Raw genomic sequence first — 22019 nt, forward strand, 5'->3', positions numbered from 1 at the left:
AAATACTCTATTTATAATTGCCCCCTTCTTCGAAAATCTTGTACCAATACAAGGTCAAATCAATCTGTGGATTCGCGTATTGTTTCATTGTATCGACTCCTCCGAGCTGAAATCCCTCTTTTCTATAAAAGCGACATGCAATCAAGTTATCGTTCTGTGCCTCAAGAGATAATCCGATCAGTTCTTTCTCTTTGGCCCAACGTTCGGCTTTTTCAAGCAACATTCTTCCGATTCCTTGCTTACGGTACGTCATTTTGACCGCAATGTTTTCGATATATGCAAACTGATTCCAATCCTTCACGAGCCGGATTTGCCCGACACATTCATCATTGTCCATCGCTAAATATACGACGCGATTGTCTCGTTCTATGTAATCTCGCCAATCAATCTGATCGTCTGGGAATGATATTTCTTTCACCTCATAATCAAGCTCTTCAACATATGTCCATTCGCCATTTATATAACTTGGTATAATTCGACCGATGATTGGGAATGGATCATTTGTGTCATTCATTTGATTAATGAGCGACGCTTTAAGTCTTTTTAGTTGAATACCACTCATCCGCTCCGCCTCTTTTCCCTGTAAAGTATTCTTTATTTATTCATTTCTACCATTTCTTTTATTATGCAAAATAACAATCTGTTTCATTGATTATAGTTTTCTGTATTAATGAAATGAATTTTGCTTTCAAAGGAATGTTAGCGCTTTATGAATAAACGTTTCAAATGTAAATCGAATCTGTTTAATACGTGTTTCACAGTTGCTAGACCGCTGAAGTCATGCTATTTTTAGACAGATGAAGCATCTAAGGAGGAATTCTTGTGAAACGAACAACAAAAGGTTTGGCAGCAACATTGTTTTTAGCAATCCCACTTGCCGCTTGTGGTGATGATAGCACGAATCAAGCAGATACGACACGTTGGGAAGAAATTCAAGAAGAAGGAACGTTGACAGTCGGAACGGCTGGTACGCTCTACCCCGCTTCTTTCCGTGAAGAAGAGAGTGATACGTTGACAGGTTTTGACGTGGAACTCATGAAAGAGATCGCGAAGCGCCTCGAGCTTGAAGTCGAGTTCAAAGAAATGGCGTTTGACAACATGTTGACAAGCGTTCAAAACGGTCAAATCGACGTCGCGGCGAATGATATCTCGGTCACGGAAGACCGCAAGGAGAAGTTCGCTTTCTCGAAACCGTATAAGTACACATACGGAACAGCCATCGTTCGGAAGAGCGACCTTTCAGGCATTGAATCGCTCGAAGACTTGAAAGGCAAAAAAGCCGCTGGTGAAGCGACGACCGTCTTCATGGATGTGGCACGTCAATACGGAGCTGAAGAAGTCATCTATGACAACGCGACGAACGACCAGTATTTGCGTGACGTCTCGACAGGACGTACCGATGTCATCTTGAACGATTACTATCTTCAAACGCTTGCTCTCGCCTTCTTCCCAGAGTTTGATATCACGATTCACCCTGATATCGCTTATAACCCGCAAGAAGTCGCATTCTTGATAGATAACGAAAACGACGAGCTTCAAGAAAATATCGACCGTGTATTAGAAGAGATGCTCGAGGACGGTACGGTCAAAGAGTTGTCAGAGCAATTCTACAACGGGGCCGACGTCTCGGTTGAACCTGATGTGGACGCGACAATCGTCGAGACGAAATAAGGAAATGATATGACGTTCTCAGACATCAAATGGGACGCCATCTTTGACGTAGACCTAGCCATCGAGTCGTTCCCTTATCTGTTAGGCGGATTACCGAACACGCTTTGGATTTCCTTTACGAGCATGTTTTTCGGTCTTGTGCTCGGTCTGATATTGGCGCTTGGGAAGTTGTCTCCGACGCGACTCCTTCGCTATCCATCGACATTTTATATCTCGTTCATGCGTGGTGTGCCCATTCTGATCATCTTGTTCATCCTCTATTCGGGATTCCCGTTCATCGGCATTGAGTTTGCCGCATTGACGGCAGCCATTCTCGGGTTTAGTTTGAACTCTGCCGCCTATATCGCCGAGATTATCCGCTCGTCGATTCGTGCGGTTGATGACGGACAGGTGGAAGCGGCCCGTTCGCTCGGGATGGGGAAATGGTTGACGCTCAAAGGTGTCATCCTACCTCAGGCGACACGGATCGCCCTTCCCCCGCTCTCGAACGTCTTTCTCGATTTGATCAAAGCGAGTTCTCTCGCGGCGATGATCACTGTTCCGGAGATCTTCAATAAAGCAAAAATCGTCGGGGGGCGTGAGTTTGATTATATGACGGTCTATATCGTCGTGGCATTGATTTACTGGGCGATTTGTACGTTCATGTCGTTTTTCCAAGAGTGGCTCGAACGTCATTTTGAACGATATTTAGATTCCCCAAAACGTTGACTGACTGGCTGATGCCGGTCGGTCTTTTTTAGATTATCGTTGGATTTTCCGCACACCTCAATCGTCGATTATGCTATGATTTTCTTAATTATCAGAAAAATATAGGGGGATTTTGAATGGTGCATCCATGGGTTTCACATTTAAATGATCAAGTCATCGGGCAATCAAAAGCAATCAAGCTTGCCTCGATTGCATTATTATCAGGAGGACACGTGTTACTGGAAGACCGTCCAGGAACAGGGAAAACGACTCTCGCCCGAAGTCTCGCAAGTTCCGTATCGGCGACGTTTCAGCGTGTCCAATGTACGCCGGATACCTTACCGAGTGACATTTTAGGAATGGAATTGTTCAATCCGACGACGGGGGCGTTTGAACGTCGGACGGGACCTATTTTTACGTCAATTCTTCTCGTCGATGAGATTAACCGGACGACACCGCGTACGCAATCCGCCTTGCTTGAAGCGATGCAAGAACGTCAAGTGACCCTCGGGGAAGTGTCACTTCAGTTACCGGAACCGTTCTTTATGATTGCTACACAAAACCCGTTCGACGGGCAAGGGACGTTCCCACTTCCGCAAGCACAATTGGATCGTTTCCTGTTCAAATTGACACTCGCTCCCCTGTCACGGGATTCAGAGCGTCGTTTGATTCGGAACGAGCATCTGTCGACGGAACCATTCTCGCTTCAACGTGACGAACTATTGAAGATGCAACAAGAGGTACGCGATGTGAAGTTCCATGAGGCGATGGAGGACTATCTCCTCGATTTGATGGAGTCACTTCGTCACCACAGGGATATCGAGGTAGGTCCGAGTCCGAGGGCGACACTTGCCTATACGATGGCGGCTCGGGCACATGCCTATATGGAAGGACGAGACTTCGTTTCGCCAGAAGACATCCGAGCGCTCGCTCTCCCGATCCTAGGACACCGAATCGTCTTGACGGTCGAAGCTTCATTGAAAACGAAACCGACGAAGCTCATCAAATCAGTACTCGAGACCATCCCGGTCCCATCAGAGGTGTAAGATGCAGTTAGTCAGCCCACGCTATCTCGAGTCCGGATACATGTGGCTCTTGTTTGTCGTCGGGGTCTTCACAGCGCTATACGGGAATGTCTTGATTGCGAGCCTATTGATCGGCTTCAGTCTCTATGCCTTGGTCATGCCTGCTTTCATGTTTCGATTGGCAGAACAAGTGCATGTCGACCTCACCGAGGAGTTAAAACTTTTCCCGAACGACGACGCCGTCTACGTGTTAAAACTCGTATCCACTGCAAAAGTACCACTCGGAGTCGTACGGCTATCCGGGTATTTACATCCGACCGTCGAGTCGGAAGGTCACGCGTTTTGGCGGCAAGAGAACTTTATCGAGACGAATGCAACCGTCGACTTTACCATCCCGCTCCATGCCAAGAAGCGCGGCCCCATCCGTCTTGAGGCAATCGGGATGGAAATTCGTGACCCGCTTCGTATGTTCTCTCTATACAAGGAAGACACACTTCCCCGAATCGGTTATGTGTTCCCAGAGTTTTCACCGTATCCGATCCCGAAACGGCCACCTACCCTCCCTGGTGAAGAGATGGTCCGACATAGCGCCTATCGTGATCCGGAAACGTTCCAGTCGGTTACCCCGTATCACGGGCAACCGATGCGACAGTTGTACTGGTCCGCTTATGCAAAGACAGGGGAACTGCTTGCCCGCACAGAGCAACCGGTCCAAGCGAATGAGTATGTGATCGTCCTTGATTTGTTGACGAAAGACGGACGAGCCCTCACCTATCAGATGGAGCGACTCATCTCTCAAGCGGCAGCCCTATGCCGTGATTTCGAGAAAGAGAACGCGAGTTACGGTCTCATCGTCCCGACGCTTACGAAAGATGGGATCACATACGACCTACCGCCTGGAAGCGGCGAGGTGCATTTCCGTAAGATCATGACGACGTTCGCCTGTCTGTCGGAGAGCGATTTTCCATTGGCACGCTCCTTGTTCGAACGAAAAGTCGCCAAGTATAGCGGGAATCAATCGATTTTACGGTTAGGGGGTGACGGTCAATGAGATGGCTATGGTGGGTCTTCGCGGCATTTTATATCGGTCACGTGTTTCCGCTCCTCTTTTTATTGACGCTACGTCTCTCTCGGAACACACAACTTATCGTGCAGACGGTCCTTTCGATCGGTGCCCTGTACTTCTCATACGAAATGAGTATTTTGCTTTTGGTCTTCACGTACGTGCATGCATTTATCCGAACGTTGGATTGGACGGACCGTTACGCGATGGCGAGTGTCCTGTTCTTAGTGGTCGACTGGTTATTCCCACCGGCGACCCAGCCGCTCGCGATGGTGCTCTTTCCGTTCATCTTTTTGATCTGGCAGCGGAACCTTTACTATCGTCGTGACTATAAGCGCATGGTGACGATGCTTGCTCTCGGGCTAGGAATCGGGTTAGCCGTCTCCCTCATCATCCGTACGATCAAAGAGCTGTTGTTTGGGAATGTCATCGCCTGGATCAGTCCTTTCTTCTTATGGATCGGCAGCTGGTTCTACGGCATCACACTCGATCCGAATGACCGTGTGAACCGCTTCCTCGTGCCAGATAACCCAAACATCGATGCGGAGACAGTGTCACAGGAGACATTACTCCAGTCCGCTTCGAATGAGTCACTCTTTTTCATCGGTATCTTTGTTGTCACCTTGTTGATTGGTGTCGGTTTGTTCTTCTATTTACAGAAGCGAAAAGACATCCAGGAAGACGGGATGATTCCAAAGAGTATTCATCACCCGACGCTCTCAGATAAACGAATCGTTCGTTCCCCAAGACAGATTCAGCTTCTCGAAACGGGACGGAAACTCGAACAAGTGCAACCACGTCTCCGTGAAGAGACGGTATCTGACTGGTTACAACGAATTGAGTTCACGAACCACACCTTATATGCTGAATGGTTAGAGGCAGCGGAATATGGAGACAAGGAAGCCCCGAAAGACGTCAATGAATCATTCGAGCGTCTTGTCGCACAATTGAAGAAACGTTAAAAAACATCCGGTGAGGAATTTCCTCTACCGGATGTTTCGCGTTATAGGATTGGACTGAGCAGGCGTGACACGCTCTCTTTGAAACGAATCCAGCGAGTCCTCGACTCGTATCGTTCAATCGTCAAACGTTCGGCATTCGACTCGTCTCGTTCGAATGCATCGATGACGGACTGGGCGACATCTCGGTCGAAGACGAGCGCTGAGATTTCAAAGTTGAGACGAAAGCTTCTCGCGTCGATATTCGTCGTCCCGATGGAAGCGACCTCTCCGTCGATAACAAGAGTTTTCGCATGGAGGAATCCTTCTTCGTATGTGAAGACCTGGGCCCCATAGCGTACAAGCTCCGCCGCATTCGCATAAGTTGCCCAGTAGACAAACATATGGTCCGGCTTATTTGGAATCATCAGCTTGATTTTGGTGCCTGCCATAAGGGCAATCCGACAGGCATCAAGGAAGCTCGCATCCGGTATGAAGTACGGTGTTTGAATATAGATACAATCTTTTGACTGAGTGATCATTTTGACGAGCATGTTCTTCAGGTGCTCCGTCGAGGAGTTCGGTCCTGAGGTCACGATTTGAACCGGTGAAGCGTGATGTGAGATTCCCTCCGTCGGCCAGACAAAGTCGTCTTTCTGAGCCTTCGTTTTTGTCGGGACCGAGCGATTCCAATCTAAAATGAACCGTTCTAACAGTTCCTTGACGGCGTCGCCGGAGATTCGTAAGTGAACGTCACGCTAATAGCCGAAGTGCTCATCTTTTCCGAGATATTCATCCCCGACATTGAAGCCACCGATATAGCCAAGTTCCCCGTCGATGATACAGAGTTTTCGGTGATTTCGATTATTGACGCGGAAATTGATTCCGAGTTTGGACGGGAAGAACGATTTGACTTCTCCGCCGTGAGCGAGTAGATCCTTAAAGTGTTTGTGTCTTAACCCTCTCGATCCGACCGCATCATAAAGGAGACGGATGCGTACCCCTTGTTTCGCCTTCTCCGTTAACAGACGAATTAACGACTGACCGAGCGGGTCGTTTTGGATGATGTAATATTGAATATTGACTTCTTTCGTCGCGCTCTCGATATCTTGAAACATCTTCTCAAATTTTTCCGTTCCGTCGTGCAGGACAGTGATATCGTTATGGAATGACATCAGTGCATTCGTCGACACGAGGTTCAGACGAGCAAGACGACGATATTTCAAAAGAATTGGATGATTGAACGGGGCGAGCGAACGGTCGAGTTGATCGAGTTGTTCTTCGACGTGGTGGTGATACGCTTCGCGTTTCTCTTCTTCGACTTCATAAAAGTTTTGAGATTTGATCAGTCGGCCGAAAAAGATGTACACGAAGAAGCCGATGAGTGGTAAGAAGAAGAGAACGAGCAGCCATGCCCACGTCGTACCGATGTCTCGCCTCTCAAAAAAGATGATGGTGATGGCAAACGTGAGGTTAAGTAATAAGATGAGCCATGTCATGATGACGATGATGAGTCCGATTGTTACTTCCATCGTATCCCTCCCTTTCTTTCAATTCTTACCCGAAATCGGGCAATCTTAGCAGATGTTTTTCATGATGTGGGTATACATATATGAAGAAGTAATGAAATGGAGGATGTTTATGGAAGACATGATGATCGGATTCAGCTTACTTGTCCTCATCGGCGCACTTTCGCAGTTGATTGCATGGCGTTTTGACTTCCCGGCCATCTTGATCATGACGGTTGCGGGTATTTTGGTCGGTCCGATTTTCGGATGGTTAGAACCAGACTTGATTTTGGGTGATTTATATAGCCCGCTCATCTCGATTGCCGTGGCGCTCATCTTATTTGAAGGCAGTCTCAGTCTCGAGTTTAAAGAGATTGATGATTTAAGAAAACCAATCTTTCGACTCGTTACCGTCGGTGTCTTCATTTCTTTTATCCTGACATCTATCTTAATGATTTGGATTGGTGAGTTTCATTGGTTACCCGCCTTCACACTCGGCGCCATCTTCGTCGTGACAGGACCGACCGTGATCATCCCGTTATTACGTCAAGCAAACTTATCGGTTCGCCCCTCAAAAGTATTGAAGTGGGAAGGAATCATCGTCGATCCACTCGGCGCTTTGATTGCGCTGTTCGTCGTTCGGTTTGGATTTATTTTGTATCAGAATGAGGGACTTGCGAGCCATCTACCGTTCTTTTGGTCCTGTATCGTGGCCGTCGCCTTTGGAATCGCCGTCGGACATTTACTCATTCGTCTATTCGGAAATGATAAAGTCCCAGAATATTTACGGACGACGTTGACGTTCTCCGGTGTCCTTCTCGTCTACTCCATCAGCGAATGGGTCATGCATGAGGTCGGGTTATTGGCCGTGACGGCGATGGGATTGACGATGGCGAACTCCAAACATGGACATCTCCACATTTTGAAACAACTTCGCGAGTTTAAAGAAAATATCTCTATCTTGCTCGTTTCGACCGTGTTTATCATTCTGACCGCGAGTTTGACCCGCGACAGTTTACTTGCCATCTTCGACTGGCCGCTCCTCTTATCGATTCTAGGAATTTTATTCATCGTCCGCCCCGTCTCGGTGCAAACCTCTTTAGTCGGCTCCCCTTTGACGACGAAGGAGCGGGCGCTCATCAGTTGGATTGCCCCACGTGGGATCGTCGCCATGACGGTGACAGCATTTTTTGCACAAGAGATTGCGGAACTGGGGATTGAAGACGCAGAACGGATGCTCCCGACCACGCTCGGTCTCGTCGTTATCTCGGTCGCCTTGCATGGATTGACGATTAAGCCGCTCGCCAAACGATTAGGTTTGACGAAAGTGAAGAATCCTTGGGAAAAGGGCTAGGCACAAAAAAGACACCGCCCGATGGCAGTGTCTTTGATGAGCTTGAATTAGTTCAAGACTTTGATTGTGATTGATTGACGACCGAAGTTGAGCGCTTGCTCTTGTGTCGGCATCAAGATATCAATTTTGTTACCTTTGATGGCACCACCAGTGTCTCCTGCGATTGCTTCTCCGTATCCTTCAACCCATACTTTAGAGCCGAGCGGAATGACAGAAGGGTCGACTGCGATGACTTTTTGGTTAGGGTTCGAACGAACGTCGATACCTGTCGCTGTGATACCAGAACATCCAGCACAATATGGTGTATAAGCTGTTGCTTCAACAGTCATTGTCTTACCTGAAGCCGGAGCTTGGGTTTGCGTTGTAGACGATGCTGTTTTTGTAACAGGTGTTGATGTTGAAGTCTTCGGTGCTGATGTTTTCGCATCATTCGCTACCGATGCAGCTGCTGCACCTTTCACGGCGAACTCTTGTCCTGGGAAAATAAGATCTGAATCAAGACCGTTCCAAGTCATCAATTGATTAACAGAGATCCCGTGGTTCAATGCGATACGATAAAGTGTATCACCTGATTTAACTGTATACGTTTTAGATGCAGTAGAAGCTTTTGCTTCTGCCTTTCCAAGTTTCAAGACTTGGTTCGGGTAAATCATATTTGAGTTTAAGCCGTTCGCTTGTTTAATGTCGTTTACAGAGACGTTGTTGTTCACGGCGATACGATAGAGTGTATCTCCAGACTGAACTGTGTGTGTTGATGCTGCCGAAGCTGGAGCAGCGACTCCTAAACTAAGGCCAGCGAGTGCCGTTAGTGTCAATAGTGGTTTTTTCATAAGAATATTCCTCCCTTTTCTAACGCCCCCTTACTGTAACACCTCTATATTTCACAGCGATTACAGGACGATATGAGAGTCATATCAGTTCATTTACAGAACAATTCATGGGGATGAGAGGATTCAGAAAATTGTTTTAATCCATAAAAACGGCTTTATAGAGCCATTTTACGATATAATCAAGAGAGAAATAAGGAGGTTTTGGTCTTTGGAACTATTACTGCTATATTACATTGTGACTAATTTACTAGCGTTTGTGTCATTTTTTGTCGATAAACGACGGTCTCGCGTCGGGGCTTGGCGCATTTCAGAGCGCACGTTATTGACGGTGGCATGGATTGGTGGGGCATTCGGCGCTTATTTGGCAATGCGCATCTTCCGACATAAGACATTGAAGCCTAAATTCCGGATCGGGGTACCTGTTGCCATTCTCGTCCACGCGGCTTTTACAGGGTGGCTCATCTTTTAAGCATTATATAGAAGAAACACAATCATGATTAAGATTACGGGGATGAGGAAATGTTGAAATCGTCCCTGTTTTTGGAGGAATCAAAGTATTTGACCCGTTAAAAAAGAAACGAAATATCGGAAAACTACCGAAACGAGGAGATTGTCATTTTGGAAAGCACGATACTGACGAATCAAGGGGCATCCACATTTACCATCACGAATCAGTTCACGGTACTATTGATTGAATCAGGGATCGTCGATATTCGGGTGAACGGAGAGGATATAAAACTTGTTTCAAAAGAAAGCGTCCTGTTGGCATCTGGACAAAGTTATGTCGTACAACGGACGGAAGAGACTTCGCAAATCGTCAAACTTGAATTTGATCCATATGAGTTGTTCCATCCTAGATTGTCCGAAGAATATGTAACCCCATATCTTGCAGGCGACAAATCCATACATATCTTAAAGAGAGAACGAACACACCGCTCCATCGTTCAAACGATTGAACAAGTCGTTAACCATTTGCAGGTAGACGGACCGCTTAAACGGATGGATGCGACACTCCAATGTGCGGTGATCTGGCGTTATTGGATTCAGCAAGATAACCAAGGAATGAATAACGAGAAAAAACTGGAGAGTCTTCGAAACATGCTGGCATATATTCAGTTGCAGCTTGAAGATAAACTATCGTTAGCGCAAATCGCGACTGCGGGTAATATAAGTCGTAGCGAATGTTGTCGGCTGTTTACAACGTTCGGGAACACCTCCCCGCTTGCGTATGTTCAAGTTAAGCGGATGGAACGGGCCGCAATCCTATTAGAGGATTCGACTGAATCGGTTGCTGAGGTCGCCAATCGCCTGAGCTACTCAAGCGTCAGTCACTTCGTCCAGACATTTAAATCACATCATTCAATCACCCCGCTCGCCTATCGAAAAAAATATCAAACGAAAAGAGCCGAATGATTCCGGCTCTTTTCGTTTATCTTGCCGTCCAACCACCATCCGCTTTCAACACATCTCCATTTACAAAACTTGAATCGTCTGACGCTAAAAAGAGCGCGACGTTCGCGATTTGTTCGGGTTCACCCATCGGTGCTTCCCCTGCACCTTGGATGGCACGCATCCCGAGTTCGCTCGGAGCGGTGATGGTCGAACCGATATTCGTGTTGACACCACCCGGCGCGATGGCATTTGCCCGAATCTTGCCGAGCGTCCCATGGGTCGCTGCGATGTTTTTCGTCAACCCGATCAAGGCATGTTTCGATGACACATACGATGCACCACCTCGTGTGCCGAACAATCCTCCGACCGACGCGTTATTAATGATGACCCCGCCACTATCTTGTTTCTCCATTACTTGAATGGCGGCACGTGATAGTTTCATCGGTCCGGTCAAATTGACAGCAAGGACTCGGTCCCATAGTTCATCCGTCACTTCCCCCACTGTCATAAAGTTGTCCATGATGCCCGCATTATTGACAAGAATGTCGACTGACCCGAACGTTTCTTTCGCCGTATCGACGAGACGGTCGATATCCGTTTGATTCGTCACGTTACCCGCGATGCCGACGACATCCCCGCCTCCCGTCTTCATCTCTTCGACCACCGCCTGCACAGCATCTTCATTCATGTCGAATGCGACGACCCGTGCGCCTTCCTTCGCAAAGAGTTTAGCGATGGCCCTACCCATACCAGAGCCGGCCCCGGTGACGATTGCTGTTTTCCCCGAAAGTTTCATCCATCATTCCTCCTTTAAATGCAAGAGCAAATATGATGCGTGATGATAGAAATCGATCTATCACTAAGTTATACCCTCATTTGTTCACGAACATCGTGAGAAAGATGGCAAAATTTCTTCAATTGATATTCAATCCTCTTTATACTTATATGGAAGCCACTATTAATAGAGGAGAGATGATGTGCGACAATTTAAAGCAACCATCCACGGTCAAGGTGATTCTATTCTATTCCTTCCCGGTGGCGGATTTACCGGGTCTCAAGGTCAACAGTTTGTCGAAGCCTTACATAAACAATTTGAAATCCATCTGTTAGATTTACCTGGTTTTGGTGAAAGTGAAGGACTACATACATATGCGACCTCTAAAGTACTCGCGGACTGGGTCGAAGCGTATCGAACTTCACGAAAACTGGAGTCCATTCGGTTGATCGGACATTCGATGGGCGGAGCCATCGCGCTTGCTTACGCGGTCCATTACCCAGACCAGGTCAGACGGTTGATTCTCCTCGACCAAGGCCATAAACCGAATGCCATGATTCCTTTTCGTGAATATGGCGTATTCGGATTCGCTTTCCCCCTTTTGCGATTGCTCTATCAAAGTTCCCCTAGTCGCCTCATGAACTGGATTGAAGCTCGCATGAACAAGAGTGATTCCGTATTTTCCGAGGAACGGTTCCAATTGTTCTGTCAACGGATTGGGGTAGAATCAACACCAATGATTCGAACAGCTTTCGAACAGCCCGCTCGTCTGTCGACCGGTGGCCTACATTTATTGTTCGGATACGACGGACTAGACTTTAAAGATTTGTTCCGACGGGTCAAAGTCCCGACGCAACTCTATTATGCGGACTTCACAGGTGTTGATTTGAAGGAGGCGAAACGAACGCTCCGTCATGTCAAACGAGCGGAACGAGAAATTCATCCCTCTGTTCAATTGATTGCCGTCCCAGGCGGGCACTTCGTCCAGTGGAGTCGTCATTTCTCGATGGGACACGTTGAGCGGTTCTTACATACAGAAGAAGGCAACGGATAATTCTCCGCTGCCTTCTTTTTCGTCATGATATCCAGTTGTGAAGTATGAGCCATTCGTGGAGCTGGTGTTGTAGCTCGGGATGAAGCGGCTCCTTAAGTTGTGCGCGATATTGTTTTTTCACGTCCAGAATGCTCATTTCCCCGTCGAAATGTTTCAACATATGGTCCATGTTTCTAATCTTTTGTACCTCGATATGTTCCGCGTGAAGTGCATCGAGCTCGTCAAGATGATGGACGTCCGTTTGAACGTCTCGATCCCCGGTCAGCGCAAGTGTCGGTACATTTAACTGAACCAAGCGATCCCGGAGCGTCTCATCCGTATACGCAAGGTGTTCCCGTAACCATTTGGCAGGGAATTTCATCAGTTGGATTCGCATCGTATCCTGGTCCGTTGCTGTGACACGTTCGAACAGTTTTTGTTGCTTCCCGATGACCGACTTCTCGTTCAAGCTGAGTCGGAGTAACATTCCTTTGATTCCTTTCGTACGCTTTACTTCATCGAGTAAGAAGTGTGCCTGCTCCTGCATGCTCGTCTTCAAGGCAACACCGGCCCCGGACAACAGGATAAGACCGGAAACCGACTCGCGTTCAGCCGCAAGCGTCGCGACGATACATCCTTCGCTATGACCGAGCAGCAAGATGTCTTGTGAGACATAGTCAAGCGATTTCAGATAACGGATAATCGTTGCCACGTCGTCCACGAGTCCTGTCAGACCGACGGTATTCCGATCTCCCCCGCTTTTGCCGATGCCACGTTTATCAAAACGTAACGTGACGAAACCTTGTGTCGTCAGCCATTCTGCCAGGTCTTTATACAAGTTTGACTTGAAACCTGTCCCATTCCCGTCTCGATTCAACCCTCCCGTTCCCCCGATGAGGACGATGACCGGATCAGTCGATTGGCCATCATTTGGGATTGTCATCGTCGCGGCGATGGTTGATTCTCCTTGAATAAATACCTGTTCTTGTTTAAACATCATCCATCTCCTCCTTTTCTTCGACCGGCATGAACGCATACGAGAACTTTCGTAACGTGCGTTCTTCGGATGACTCATGACCCAACACATCTTCTAATAAGTCATAAAGACCTTTTAAGAATCGGTCACTTTCGCCATCGGACAGATAAAGCGGGATGCTTCGGAATCCGACTTTGTCTTCTGGGAGGTCGATCGAGTCGCGCTTCAGATAGTTCCCAAAATCCATGAGCAGTGACATCGCAAACGTGTAACAGACCATATACAGTTGTTCTCGGTCTTCCTCCTCGACAATCTTGTTGATACTGGTCAACGGATTGTTTTGAATCGCATACACTTTCTCATACACCCCGCGAACTTTATTTTCGCTCATGACAGATAAAATCTCGTCTTGTACCATTTTGTTGATATGGCGATAGAGGCTCGCTTGAGGCACATCGGGAAGTGCTTTTGCTAAGTCTCCGGTCGTGACTCCTTCATTCATCAGAACGTGTTGAAAGATTTTCATGCGAATCGGGTTCAATAAACTTTTTAAGACATCTTGATTCATTGATTACACCTCAATGTTATCATATTTGATAATGTTATTATTTATGATAATATCATGTGGTCGAACCGTTGTCTATGTCCATACAAAAAGCCGCCCTCGTATGGCGGCTGATGCGATGCATGATTTTATGATCACCGTTCACAGGCGATCCCATCTTTGTCGCGGTCTTTTGATTGATTCGCGTCATATAAGGCTTTATTGACATAAGGTTTATAACGCGTCTTTCCACCTTTGTTTTTGGTCGTCTTTGATTTAGCCACGCCCCCTTTATACACTTTGTTCATCTCCGTGCAGTTTTTGAAGCGTTTCGCCGCTGCATCGACCGACTCTGTCGGTGTTGCCGTCAATCCAATCATAAGAATGAACGTCGATAATGCCAGTGAGACTTTTTTCATCAAATCCCTCCTCTTACAAGTTATATCGGGTGATTTTGTGTGATATTTATCATTGAATGAGTGGATGAAAAAATTCTTTCTAACACTGATGAAGTTCGAAACAGATACTTGTTGTTAGTTTTTCTCTACGACACGTCGCACGATGGAGAAAAACAATCGGTTCGGGAGATAACGTTTCAACACAATCAACAGTCCCGCCTGTTTACCTGATGGATAGCGGAGACGCTTCTTCCGGTCGGTCGCTGCACGCCAAATCGTCTCGGCGACGACGTCCGGGCCTTCAGCGTTCGCACCAGCGGCATTCGTGTTATGGAGCGCGACTTCCGTATAGTTATCATATACGTCGAGCGGTTGGTCACGGACGAGTTCCTGGGAACGACCATAAAAGTCTGTCTTGATTGGTCCTGGTTCAATCAATTTCATATCGATGTTAAACGGTGCCAGTTCAAACTGAAGCGATTCGATGAACCCTTCAATCGCCCATTTTGAACTGTGATACAGACTATAGATTGGGAATGTGATTTGACCACCGACCGAAGAGACGGTCACAATCCGTCCGCTCCGTTGTTTACGGAAATATGGGAGAGATGCCCGGATCACATTCATCACACCGAAGACGTTTGTATCAAACTGACGCTGAATCTGTTCAGGAGAGGCTTCTTCAAAAATCCCGACCGCTCCGTACCCGGCATTATTCAATAACACATCGATTGTGCCGTGATCCGAGACGATTTGTTGAAAGGCGTCACGAATGCTCCGATTCGTTCGTCACATCTAGCTGATAGAGCGATACCCCTTTTAGGTTGGACAGTTCTTGATGGTCTTCAGGACTTCGCATCGTTGCGGCGACATGCCAGCCTCGTTTGCTGAACAATTCGACGGTCGCTCGACCAATCCCGCTTGATGCTCCCGTGATAACAATGGTTTGATTCATTTTCATTCTCCTTTTAACGTTTATATGTTTAAACTTTTAAACTAATTAGTGGAAAAGAAGCCTTTCTCTTTGTTTCCAAAAGAAAGGTCATAAGATACATTCATCTTCGATTGCACGTGTCAGTGCTTTGAGCAGTCCGACCGCGTCCTCGAGGGTCAAGAAGTAAAAGTTCTCTGTCCCGATTTTCTCGGAAGAGACGATACCTGCTTGTCGCAACAGTTTGAGGTGATGCGAGATAGCCGGTCTAGACAACTCGATCTTTTCATCAATCTGATTGACGTTCAATCGCTCATGTCTGGCGATCTCGACGATGATGCGTTGACGATTGACGTCGGCTAATACTTGAAACAATGGGATTGCATCTTCAAATAATGATAGCGACGCCTCGGGTGTTGTATTTGGTTGTTTCATATTCATCACTCCGTTTAAAAGTTTAAACGTTTAATCATGTATTCAGAATACTAGGTGATTCGCCTTCTGTCAACGAAGTTGTTCGTAGACTTCCCGAAGAATACTTGAAATCATATGTCTGGAGTCATAATCCCGCTTGGAGATTTGGACGAGCGGCGACGGGACAGGGAAGAGGTGAGCGTTGATATCGTCAATCGTATAGCCCGCAGCGGTTTTCGTTATCACGTCATCGGTCAAACGTTCTAGATAATCGAGCTTTTTGGTTAATTGCTCCCTTCCCTGCTCGAGACGTCCGGCATGCTGGCAATACACTTCCTCAAAATCGAGGGACAGGACACGCTTGAGCGAACGGATCTGTTCAGGGACCGACTCCTCTGGAATCATGACTTTTGGATACGGATGAACGAACAAATCACCTGAAAACAGTCGACCGTTCTCCTCGTCATATAAGACGATGTGATTCGGTTCATGACCGGGTGTATGGATCACCTGATAGGTATGATGTTCTGATGTGATCTGATTGTCGTGATAGGCGATCGGCCGGAACGGTTCCGGGTCACCGGAGAAGCGTGCCCGATAAGCGGGGATATCTAGCCCCGTTATGCACATGTCTCTGGCAGATTCATGTATGTAGATTGGCACGCGATACGTTTGTTCGAGCCATGCGGCCGTCCCGATGTGGTCTTCATGTGGGTGTGTGATGCTAACGAGGTCAATCGGAACCGACTCATAAAAGGATTGGAGAGCGGGGAGCATCGTACGCGTCCCGGTATCGATGATCATCCCATCGAGATAATACACATACATCGACATCTCGAATGGACCGTTCTTTACTTTGGCGCAAACTGCGGTCACTGGTCCATGTTGCTTCACTTGCATCATTCTTCCCTCCTAACTCTCACTTTTCTTTATTATAGCGAAAAAGAGCAAAGACCTGCATACATTTCACAGTTCTTTGCCCCCCTGTTTCACTTACAGTTCTTCCCCGTTCGTCGCGATGACCCGCTTATACCAGTCGAACGAGTCTTTCTTCATCCGCTCCATCGAGCCGTTCCCTTCATTGTCGCGGTCGACGTAAATCATCCCGTACCGTTTCTTCATCTCTCCCGTCGTGAACGAGACGATGTCGATGATGCCCCAAGGCGTGTAGCCGATCAAGTCGACCCCGTCATAGAGGACGGCTTGCTTCAATTGTTCGATATGTGCCTTCAAATAATCGATTCGGGCCTCGTCATGAATCCTCCCATCAACAATCTCATCGACGGCACCGAATCCGTTTTCCACGATGAAGAGCGGAATCTGGTAGCGGTCATACAGACGATTGAGCACATAACGGAGACCGACCGGATCGATGGCCCAGCCCCAGTCGCTCGATTGGATGTACGGGTTCTCGACTCCATTCGGCAGACCACCGTTCACGATATCTCCGCTGTTGTCCGCGACGACATCACTCTTCACGGTTGTCGACATATAGTAACTAAATCCGAGATAATCGACCTTTCCGTTCTGAAGGATTTCTTCGTCTCCTTCAAGGATCGGGATGTTGTACCCTTCGCGCTCGAACTCGTTCAACGCGTAACTTGGATAAAACCCACGTACTTGCACGTCCGGGAAGAAATAACGTTGACGCATCATCTCTTCGGCCAACATGACGTCGTCCGGGTTCGATGAATACGGATAGATCGGAACGTGAGAGACCATGGCCCCAATCTCAAAATCTGGATTGATTTCTTTCCCTTTGGCGACGGCGAGGGCACTCGCAATCAGTTCATGGTGTCCCGTCTGATACATGACTTCACGCGCGTTCTCCCCTTCTTCTAGAAGGACACCTGAATTCGTCCATAAGAAGAGTGGGTTGTTGACGTCCATCTTGTTGTTGATTTCGTTGAACGTCATCCAATATTTGACCTTGTCTTTGTAGCGGTTGAAGCAGACCTCTGCAAAACGGACGAAATGCTCGACGACGGCACGGTTGCGGAATCCGCCGTACTCACGTGCGAGGTGTAGCGGCATCTCGAAATGCGAGAGTGTGATGATCGGTTCGATGTCATGTTTGAGTAACTCATCGAACAAATCATCATAAAATTGAAGACCCGCCTCGTTCGGTTCTGCATCATCACCATTTGGGAAGATGCGACTCCACCCGATCGAGGTACGCAAGCATTTCAATCCCATTTCGGCAAAAAGCGCTACGTCTTCTTTATAACGATGATAGAAATCAATTGCCTCATGGTTTGGGTAGAATTCGTTTGGCTCAACCTTGTCCGTGATCCGACGCGCGACACCGTGTGCGCCTGCTGTCAAGACGTCGACGACGCTCGGTCCTTTTCCGTCAGCGTCCCAACCACCCTCGAATTGATGGGCGGCGAGTGCGCCTCCCCATAGAAAATCTTTCGGTAACGTCTTCATCCTCTATTCCTCCTTCTGATGAATCATACATGTCAAGTATAATTGTACCGGTACAATTTAACAAGGTTGATACAATGAAGCAATCTTGTTTTTTCATGATATAATACAAGAAGTGACGAAAAAGTGAGGAATGCCCATGTTAAAATACCAACAAATCGCGAATGAAATAGAACAATACATTCATGAACAGAATTTAAAACAAGGTGATAAGCTACCCGTCCTCGAGCAGTTGATGAGCCAATATGCCGTCAGCAAGAGTACGATCACGAAAGCGCTCGAGTTGCTCGAACGAAAAGGCATCATCTTTCAACTCCGTGGTAGCGGCATTTTCGTCAGACGCCATAATCGTCCCGGTTATATGAGTCTCTTTTCCACCCAAGGATTCAAGAGTAACCTTGGAGATCGAATCTTGACCTCTGATGTACTCGACGTGTCTGTTATGAAACCAGATGCGTTGGTGGCCGAAAATCTCGGGATTGACGTAACAGACGATGTGTATCGTGTCGAACGGGTAAGGTATGTGGACGGGGAAGTGCTTTGCCATGAAGAATCGTATTACGTAAAAGCCATCGTCCCATATTTGAATCGAGAAATCGTGGCCGACTCGATTTTCGATTACGTGCAATCGGCGCTCGGTGTCACAATTGGTTTTTCTGACATGTATCTACAGGTCGGGCGATTGACGGAAAGTGAAGCGGTACTTCTCGGTTTGCAAGAGAATGACCCGACACTTCGCATCGAAACGATCTTTCATCTGACGAACGGAAAACCTTTTGACTACTCACGCATCACGTATCATTACGAGCATTCGCAGTTCGTCGTCCAAGCGAACGGCCCCTTTATGTAAAGAATCCCCTCATGCGCGCATGAGGGGTTGTTCGTTAGACAAGTTCTTTTCGGTTCAAGTCGAATAATTCGCGATCAGTCTCATATAGGAGTTCGTCAAACCGTTCGGTTCCGTGTTCTTCGATGAACAGCTCTTCTGAAGGGTAAATCGGTACAAACCAGACGACTAGGACGCTCTGCTCCCCGTTCGCATATGTGATGAACGACTCATCTGAGTAAAAAGGAGCGGTCACATAGACCGAAGAAAATGAATATTGTTCAAGTACTTCCTCTGGCAGTTCGTAGAGTTCGCCCAACTCGAACGCCTGGTGCGTTCCCAGCGCATAATCGGTCAGCTGCCACATCAATTCAACAAATTCCTCTTTGGCATGCTGTTGATTGAAGCGGAACAGCAACTCCTGGTGAGCGATCGAACCATTTTCGAATTGAAGTGCATGCCAATGCAGTCCTAATGTCGAAATACTCGTGATTTTAGAGGACTCTTCTTCAAGTTCGATGATTTGGACATCATCTTCTAGCAAGTAAGGGATATCAAACCCGCTGACGAACGTGCCACAATGTTTTTCTAGATGTTCTAAATAGTTCATGTTCCATCCCTACTTTCTCATAACTGGCGTACTTTTTGCTTCGGGTTTTGAGTTTGATGGACTCAATCGATTGACGCAAATTTACTTCTTCTTTAGTTGGGTCATTCAAAACACTTTGATGTCTCCATTCACGTGATCCAAGAAATAATACGTGTCATGGGCATCGTGGGCGAAAACGAAGTTTCCCAAGATGTTTGCATGAAATTCACCAGTGAACCATTCGATTGTCTGATTGTTTGTCGGAAAGAAAAGGGACTGCCATACATTCTTCGCTTTCGGAATTTGAAGCTGAGGCAAAAGTTCGTCTTCAATCAATGTCTTCCAATCTGCGTCAGGCAACGTGAAGCGATACACGTTCTCACGAGGACCGAGCGTTCCATCTAAACAAAATGATACCTCGATTGGAAACGCACCTGTAGTCACATATTCAAAAAATACCTCGAAATTGGCTATTCCCTTTGTTCCGACACGACTCACTTGCTTTCCTTGAAGCGTCAAACCGTCCTCATAATAACTCAGAATCCAATCTGTCTCTCCTTGTAGGACGATGATTTCATTCGAAGAGAGTGTCAATTCCGATTCTAATGACTCACGATTCTTGAGGGTTTTGGTCGTCAGATGCTCTTCTTGACGTTCAAAAGAGAAGAGATGTTTTCTCGTAGCTCTCACAGTTCGTTTCCGTTCAATGCGCAATGGAAAGTCCTCATCCTTCAGATGTCGAAAAATCAATCGATTTGCTTCTCCTTCTCTCAGTGCATGACTCGGAATGATCACTAATTCTAGTGGTTCATGTTGATTGTATAAATCTTTTGACATCATGCTGTTTTTCGTCTTTTAAGGAACCAATATCCGAATGGCAACATCGCTAACACTGCAAAACCAATCAATCGGTTGGTATTCGATGTTGGATTGTTTGATTTTGCTTCATCCGAATAGCCACCCGCTCCATCCATCATCCCTTCTTCAGCAGATCCTTCAATGCTTGTATGCTCTTCAATCAATAAGGCTTGGAAGTCCTTCGTCGAAATTGCATCCCCACTGATCATTTGTCTTGAATTGGGTGTAAGCGCCTTTAACATATCCCCATCATGATCAAACCATGCCGACCTTTCTGTGTATTTCACGAGATGTCCTTGTACGTCCATCAGCGCTTTCGGAGTTTCTTTGTCTGAACCGAACGTTGAAAACGCATATGTACCCGCTGATTGTTCATACGTTCCGATCACGTTGACCGGTTCATCATCTTGAAAGACGGTCGCCACAAATTCTTTTGTCGGGACGAACGTACATGTTTCCCCCGTTTTGTAGCAAGAGGATGACGGGATATACGTCTCCAGCAACGGACCGAAAGTGATGTTCTCACTGTCCGTCATATGATAATTAGTCGGATCGTCCCCCTGAATATGATCCATCACAATGTCATAGAAATATGCATCTGCAAAACGTTCCGCCGAGGATTCAGTCATCTCGGCTGATACGGTCGTCGTGCTTGCAAGCAGTCCAGCACAACATATGAGTAAGCTCGTCATTCGTTGCATGTGTTTCTCCTTTCATCACCCTGAAGATTTCAGCAGCATCGCGTGATTGATGTGAATCAATTCGGCGTGCGGCTGTTTGTGACGACTGACATATGAAGTGAAACGTGATGACGCAACAAACGCGTTCGATTCATGAATCATCGCTAGTCGGACGAGAATGAGCCGTAATTGTTTTCTTCCTTCTCCCAGTGTAACACGGTCGACTTGATTGTTTTTGTCGAGTCGGTTGATTAACAGCTCCACTTTACAGTCTTCTTTGATCAAGTAAGAAACCAAATAGGCCGTCTGTTGAATCAAGTCTTCATAGTGCGCATGGAGCCCGTTCCCGAGCGGACCGCTCAAATCAAGGGAAATCGTGAACGTGTCGAGATTTTGTCGTTCGAACACTTTTGCCTGTACATGACCGACCTTTGAAGTGGCGACCCAGTCGATCTGTTTGGCGGGTTCCTTCTCATATCGTTTTGCACTCTGAATCATCAACGGATCGTTCAACGGAGAGTGCTTGACGATACGGTCACCCATCCGAATCATGCGAGATTCGGTGATTGGTGACTTCGTGATGGTAGGTAACACAATCCATGAGGGCGTATCCATCTCCTCATCCGTGAAAAAAAGAGTACCTAAATAAAACGGTAACGTGACACGCATCACACACGTATGAATCGAAGCAGGTCCACGCTTCACAGCCGAGACGCTCACATGATGTATGTCCTGTTCGATCCTTGTGTCGTATGCCTGTGCCCCGTCCTCGAATACCATCCGTTCATTACCCTCTAGTCGAATCAATAGCGGAACGCCAAGGGCAATGATTCGCTCATACCCATCGATACGGACGATACATGATGTCTCATCGTCGATGAACAAGAGATCTTCTTTCTGCCGGATGGAAAATGAGACTTCGTTTGAAAGTGTTCGAATGAGTCGTTTCCGGATGAACATGACGATTAATAATGCTCCGCATACATAAGCGATGGGCCATAAATAAGGCATCCACATGGTGAGGAGACCGAGACTGACATAAGCCGGCCAAAGTTGGTCCTGAAGGATGGACGGTGTACTGATTTCGACCTGTCGCATCG

25 protein-coding genes and 1 pseudogene are annotated in these 22019 nt (G+C 47.1%); 10 read left to right on the forward strand and 16 right to left on the reverse strand.

Annotation, left to right across the window (positions count from 1 at the left end):
- Positions 1-7: 7 nt before the first annotated feature.
- Positions 8-562 carry a GNAT family N-acetyltransferase gene (locus AC5LIL_RS07260; RefSeq protein WP_499825323.1) on the reverse strand — a complete coding sequence of 185 codons (555 nt, stop codon included), beginning with the start codon at positions 560-562 and terminating at the stop codon, positions 8-10.
- A 260-nt stretch (positions 563-822) separates the two neighbouring features.
- Here AC5LIL_RS07260 and AC5LIL_RS07265 point away from each other — a divergent pair, with 260 nt between their 5' ends.
- The 5 genes from AC5LIL_RS07265 (at position 823) to AC5LIL_RS07285 (ending at position 5408) form a co-directional block, all read left to right on the forward strand.
- Entirely contained in the window at positions 823-1671 is an 849-nt protein-coding gene (locus AC5LIL_RS07265; protein ID WP_499825324.1) for a transporter substrate-binding domain-containing protein, read from the forward strand.
- Positions 1672-1680: 9 nt separating this feature from the next.
- Positions 1681-2379 carry an amino acid ABC transporter permease gene (locus AC5LIL_RS07270; protein WP_214874398.1) on the forward strand — a complete coding sequence of 233 codons (699 nt, stop codon included), beginning with the start codon at positions 1681-1683 and terminating at the stop codon, positions 2377-2379.
- Positions 2380-2495: 116 nt separating this feature from the next.
- The gene (locus tag AC5LIL_RS07275) at positions 2496-3404 is read left to right on the forward strand and encodes an AAA family ATPase (RefSeq protein WP_214692405.1); all 909 of its coding nucleotides are present in this window, start codon (positions 2496-2498) and stop codon (positions 3402-3404) included.
- Position 3405: 1 nt separating this feature from the next.
- Entirely contained in the window at positions 3406-4434 is a 1029-nt protein-coding gene (locus AC5LIL_RS07280; protein ID WP_499825325.1) for a DUF58 domain-containing protein, read from the forward strand.
- A complete protein-coding gene (locus AC5LIL_RS07285; RefSeq protein ID WP_499825326.1) occupies positions 4431-5408 on the forward strand; it encodes a hypothetical protein in 978 nt (325 codons plus the stop codon). Before AC5LIL_RS07280 ends, AC5LIL_RS07285 begins: the two co-directional genes overlap by 4 nt.
- Before the next feature lie 41 nt (positions 5409-5449).
- On the opposite strand, the pseudogene cls reads toward AC5LIL_RS07285, so the two are convergent.
- Positions 5450-6916: pseudogene (gene cls / locus AC5LIL_RS07290) on the reverse strand (cardiolipin synthase).
- A gap of 109 nt (positions 6917-7025) precedes the next feature.
- On the opposite strand from cls, the gene AC5LIL_RS07295 reads away from it, so the two are divergent.
- Positions 7026-8246: a cation:proton antiporter gene (locus AC5LIL_RS07295; RefSeq protein ID WP_214782965.1), complete on the forward strand. Its 1221-nt coding sequence runs from the start codon at positions 7026-7028 to the stop codon at positions 8244-8246.
- 47 nt (positions 8247-8293) lie between these two features.
- Here AC5LIL_RS07295 and AC5LIL_RS07300 read toward each other — a convergent pair whose 3' ends face one another.
- Positions 8294-9076, reverse strand: coding sequence for a LysM peptidoglycan-binding and 3D domain-containing protein (locus tag AC5LIL_RS07300; protein WP_214782968.1), 783 nt, complete (start codon positions 9074-9076; stop codon positions 8294-8296).
- A 208-nt stretch (positions 9077-9284) separates the two neighbouring features.
- Here AC5LIL_RS07300 and AC5LIL_RS07305 point away from each other — a divergent pair, with 208 nt between their 5' ends.
- Entirely contained in the window at positions 9285-9545 is a 261-nt protein-coding gene (locus tag AC5LIL_RS07305; protein ID WP_499825327.1) for a DUF1294 domain-containing protein, read from the forward strand.
- Positions 9546-9694: 149 nt separating this feature from the next.
- Entirely contained in the window at positions 9695-10489 is a 795-nt protein-coding gene (locus AC5LIL_RS07310) for a helix-turn-helix domain-containing protein (RefSeq protein WP_339963057.1), read from the forward strand.
- A gap of 16 nt (positions 10490-10505) precedes the next feature.
- On the opposite strand, the gene AC5LIL_RS07315 is transcribed toward AC5LIL_RS07310, so the two are convergent.
- Positions 10506-11264, reverse strand: a complete 759-nt coding sequence (locus tag AC5LIL_RS07315) for a glucose 1-dehydrogenase (protein ID WP_339963056.1) — start codon at positions 11262-11264, stop codon at positions 10506-10508.
- A 181-nt stretch (positions 11265-11445) separates the two neighbouring features.
- Here AC5LIL_RS07315 and AC5LIL_RS07320 point away from each other — a divergent pair, with 181 nt between their 5' ends.
- Positions 11446-12297: an alpha/beta hydrolase gene (locus tag AC5LIL_RS07320; RefSeq protein WP_499825328.1), complete on the forward strand. Its 852-nt coding sequence runs from the start codon at positions 11446-11448 to the stop codon at positions 12295-12297.
- Positions 12298-12319: 22 nt separating this feature from the next.
- On the opposite strand, the gene AC5LIL_RS07325 is transcribed toward AC5LIL_RS07320, so the two are convergent.
- The 8 genes from AC5LIL_RS07325 to bglA all read right to left on the reverse strand — a co-directional run bounded on the left by AC5LIL_RS07325 (position 12320) and on the right by bglA (position 17969).
- Positions 12320-13273: an alpha/beta hydrolase gene (locus tag AC5LIL_RS07325; RefSeq protein WP_499825329.1), complete on the reverse strand. Its 954-nt coding sequence runs from the start codon at positions 13271-13273 to the stop codon at positions 12320-12322.
- Positions 13266-13820 carry a helix-turn-helix domain-containing protein gene (locus AC5LIL_RS07330; RefSeq protein ID WP_499825330.1) on the reverse strand — a complete coding sequence of 185 codons (555 nt, stop codon included), beginning with the start codon at positions 13818-13820 and terminating at the stop codon, positions 13266-13268. The genes AC5LIL_RS07325 and AC5LIL_RS07330 overlap by 8 nt, the downstream gene beginning before the upstream one ends.
- A gap of 131 nt (positions 13821-13951) precedes the next feature.
- On the reverse strand, positions 13952-14176 hold the full coding sequence (locus AC5LIL_RS07335; RefSeq protein WP_427373281.1) for an excalibur calcium-binding domain-containing protein: 225 nt from the start codon (positions 14174-14176) through the stop codon (positions 13952-13954).
- A gap of 153 nt (positions 14177-14329) precedes the next feature.
- The gene (locus AC5LIL_RS07340) at positions 14330-14920 is read right to left on the reverse strand and encodes an SDR family NAD(P)-dependent oxidoreductase (protein ID WP_499825331.1); all 591 of its coding nucleotides are present in this window, start codon (positions 14918-14920) and stop codon (positions 14330-14332) included.
- A gap of 40 nt (positions 14921-14960) precedes the next feature.
- Positions 14961-15149 carry an SDR family NAD(P)-dependent oxidoreductase gene (locus AC5LIL_RS07345; RefSeq protein ID WP_499825332.1) on the reverse strand — a complete coding sequence of 63 codons (189 nt, stop codon included), beginning with the start codon at positions 15147-15149 and terminating at the stop codon, positions 14961-14963.
- A gap of 87 nt (positions 15150-15236) precedes the next feature.
- Positions 15237-15560, reverse strand: a complete 324-nt coding sequence (locus AC5LIL_RS07350; protein WP_214782999.1) for an ArsR/SmtB family transcription factor — start codon at positions 15558-15560, stop codon at positions 15237-15239.
- 69 nt (positions 15561-15629) lie between these two features.
- Positions 15630-16439, reverse strand: coding sequence for an MBL fold metallo-hydrolase (locus AC5LIL_RS07355; RefSeq protein WP_499825333.1), 810 nt, complete (start codon positions 16437-16439; stop codon positions 15630-15632).
- Positions 16440-16532: 93 nt separating this feature from the next.
- Entirely contained in the window at positions 16533-17969 is a 1437-nt protein-coding gene (gene bglA / locus AC5LIL_RS07360; protein ID WP_499825334.1) for a 6-phospho-beta-glucosidase BglA, read from the reverse strand.
- A gap of 136 nt (positions 17970-18105) precedes the next feature.
- Between bglA and AC5LIL_RS07365 the strand changes: the two genes are divergently transcribed.
- Entirely contained in the window at positions 18106-18816 is a 711-nt protein-coding gene (locus AC5LIL_RS07365; RefSeq protein WP_499825335.1) for a GntR family transcriptional regulator, read from the forward strand.
- A 34-nt stretch (positions 18817-18850) separates the two neighbouring features.
- On the opposite strand, the gene AC5LIL_RS07370 is transcribed toward AC5LIL_RS07365, so the two are convergent.
- The 4 genes from AC5LIL_RS07370 to AC5LIL_RS07385 all read right to left on the reverse strand — a co-directional run bounded on the left by AC5LIL_RS07370 (position 18851) and on the right by AC5LIL_RS07385 (position 22017).
- On the reverse strand, positions 18851-19402 hold the full coding sequence (locus AC5LIL_RS07370) for a suppressor of fused domain protein (protein WP_499825336.1): 552 nt from the start codon (positions 19400-19402) through the stop codon (positions 18851-18853).
- 105 nt (positions 19403-19507) lie between these two features.
- On the reverse strand, positions 19508-20221 hold the full coding sequence (locus AC5LIL_RS07375) for a hypothetical protein (RefSeq protein ID WP_499825337.1): 714 nt from the start codon (positions 20219-20221) through the stop codon (positions 19508-19510).
- Positions 20218-20940 (reverse strand): hypothetical protein, encoded by a 723-nt coding sequence (locus AC5LIL_RS07380; RefSeq protein WP_499825338.1) that lies wholly within the window; start codon positions 20938-20940, stop codon positions 20218-20220. Before AC5LIL_RS07380 ends, AC5LIL_RS07375 begins: the two co-directional genes overlap by 4 nt.
- 15 nt (positions 20941-20955) lie before the next feature.
- Complete coding sequence (locus tag AC5LIL_RS07385; protein ID WP_499825339.1) at positions 20956-22017, reverse strand: DUF58 domain-containing protein; 1062 nt, start codon at positions 22015-22017, stop codon at positions 20956-20958.
- Positions 22018-22019: the final 2 nt, after the last annotated feature.

It is taken from the genome of Exiguobacterium sp. RM11, from assembly GCF_059821525.1.

Bases quoted from the DNA above. Each gene is read 5' to 3' on its own strand.
- AC5LIL_RS07260 (WP_499825323.1), bottom strand. From the start codon at position 562: ATGAGTGGTATTCAACTAAAAAGACTTAAAGCGTCGCTCATTAATCAA.
- AC5LIL_RS07270 (WP_214874398.1), top strand. From the start codon at position 1,681: ATGACGTTCTCAGACATCAAATGGGACGCCATCTTTGACGTAGACCTA.
- AC5LIL_RS07275 (WP_214692405.1), top strand. From the start codon at position 2,496: ATGGTGCATCCATGGGTTTCACATTTAAATGATCAAGTCATCGGGCAA.
- AC5LIL_RS07280 (WP_499825325.1), top strand. From the start codon at position 3,406: ATGCAGTTAGTCAGCCCACGCTATCTCGAGTCCGGATACATGTGGCTC.
- AC5LIL_RS07285 (WP_499825326.1), top strand. From the start codon at position 4,431: ATGAGATGGCTATGGTGGGTCTTCGCGGCATTTTATATCGGTCACGTG.
- AC5LIL_RS07295 (WP_214782965.1), top strand. From the start codon at position 7,026: ATGGAAGACATGATGATCGGATTCAGCTTACTTGTCCTCATCGGCGCA.
- AC5LIL_RS07300 (WP_214782968.1), bottom strand. From the start codon at position 9,076: ATGAAAAAACCACTATTGACACTAACGGCACTCGCTGGCCTTAGTTTA.
- AC5LIL_RS07315 (WP_339963056.1), bottom strand. From the start codon at position 11,264: ATGAAACTTTCGGGGAAAACAGCAATCGTCACCGGGGCCGGCTCTGGT.
- AC5LIL_RS07325 (WP_499825329.1), bottom strand. From the start codon at position 13,273: ATGTTTAAACAAGAACAGGTATTTATTCAAGGAGAATCAACCATCGCC.
- AC5LIL_RS07330 (WP_499825330.1), bottom strand. From the start codon at position 13,820: ATGAATCAAGATGTCTTAAAAAGTTTATTGAACCCGATTCGCATGAAA.
- AC5LIL_RS07335 (WP_427373281.1), bottom strand. From the start codon at position 14,176: ATGATTGGATTGACGGCAACACCGACAGAGTCGGTCGATGCAGCGGCG.
- AC5LIL_RS07345 (WP_499825332.1), bottom strand. From the start codon at position 15,149: ATGAATCAAACCATTGTTATCACGGGAGCATCAAGCGGGATTGGTCGA.
- AC5LIL_RS07350 (WP_214782999.1), bottom strand. From the start codon at position 15,560: ATGAAACAACCAAATACAACACCCGAGGCGTCGCTATCATTATTTGAA.
- AC5LIL_RS07355 (WP_499825333.1), bottom strand. From the start codon at position 16,439: ATGCAAGTGAAGCAACATGGACCAGTGACCGCAGTTTGCGCCAAAGTA.
- bglA (WP_499825334.1), bottom strand. From the start codon at position 17,969: ATGAAGACGTTACCGAAAGATTTTCTATGGGGAGGCGCACTCGCCGCC.
- AC5LIL_RS07365 (WP_499825335.1), top strand. From the start codon at position 18,106: ATGTTAAAATACCAACAAATCGCGAATGAAATAGAACAATACATTCAT.
- AC5LIL_RS07370 (WP_499825336.1), bottom strand. From the start codon at position 19,402: ATGAACTATTTAGAACATCTAGAAAAACATTGTGGCACGTTCGTCAGC.
- AC5LIL_RS07375 (WP_499825337.1), bottom strand. From the start codon at position 20,221: ATGATGTCAAAAGATTTATACAATCAACATGAACCACTAGAATTAGTG.
- AC5LIL_RS07380 (WP_499825338.1), bottom strand. From the start codon at position 20,940: ATGCAACGAATGACGAGCTTACTCATATGTTGTGCTGGACTGCTTGCA.
- AC5LIL_RS07385 (WP_499825339.1), bottom strand. From the start codon at position 22,017: ATGCGACAGGTCGAAATCAGTACACCGTCCATCCTTCAGGACCAACTT.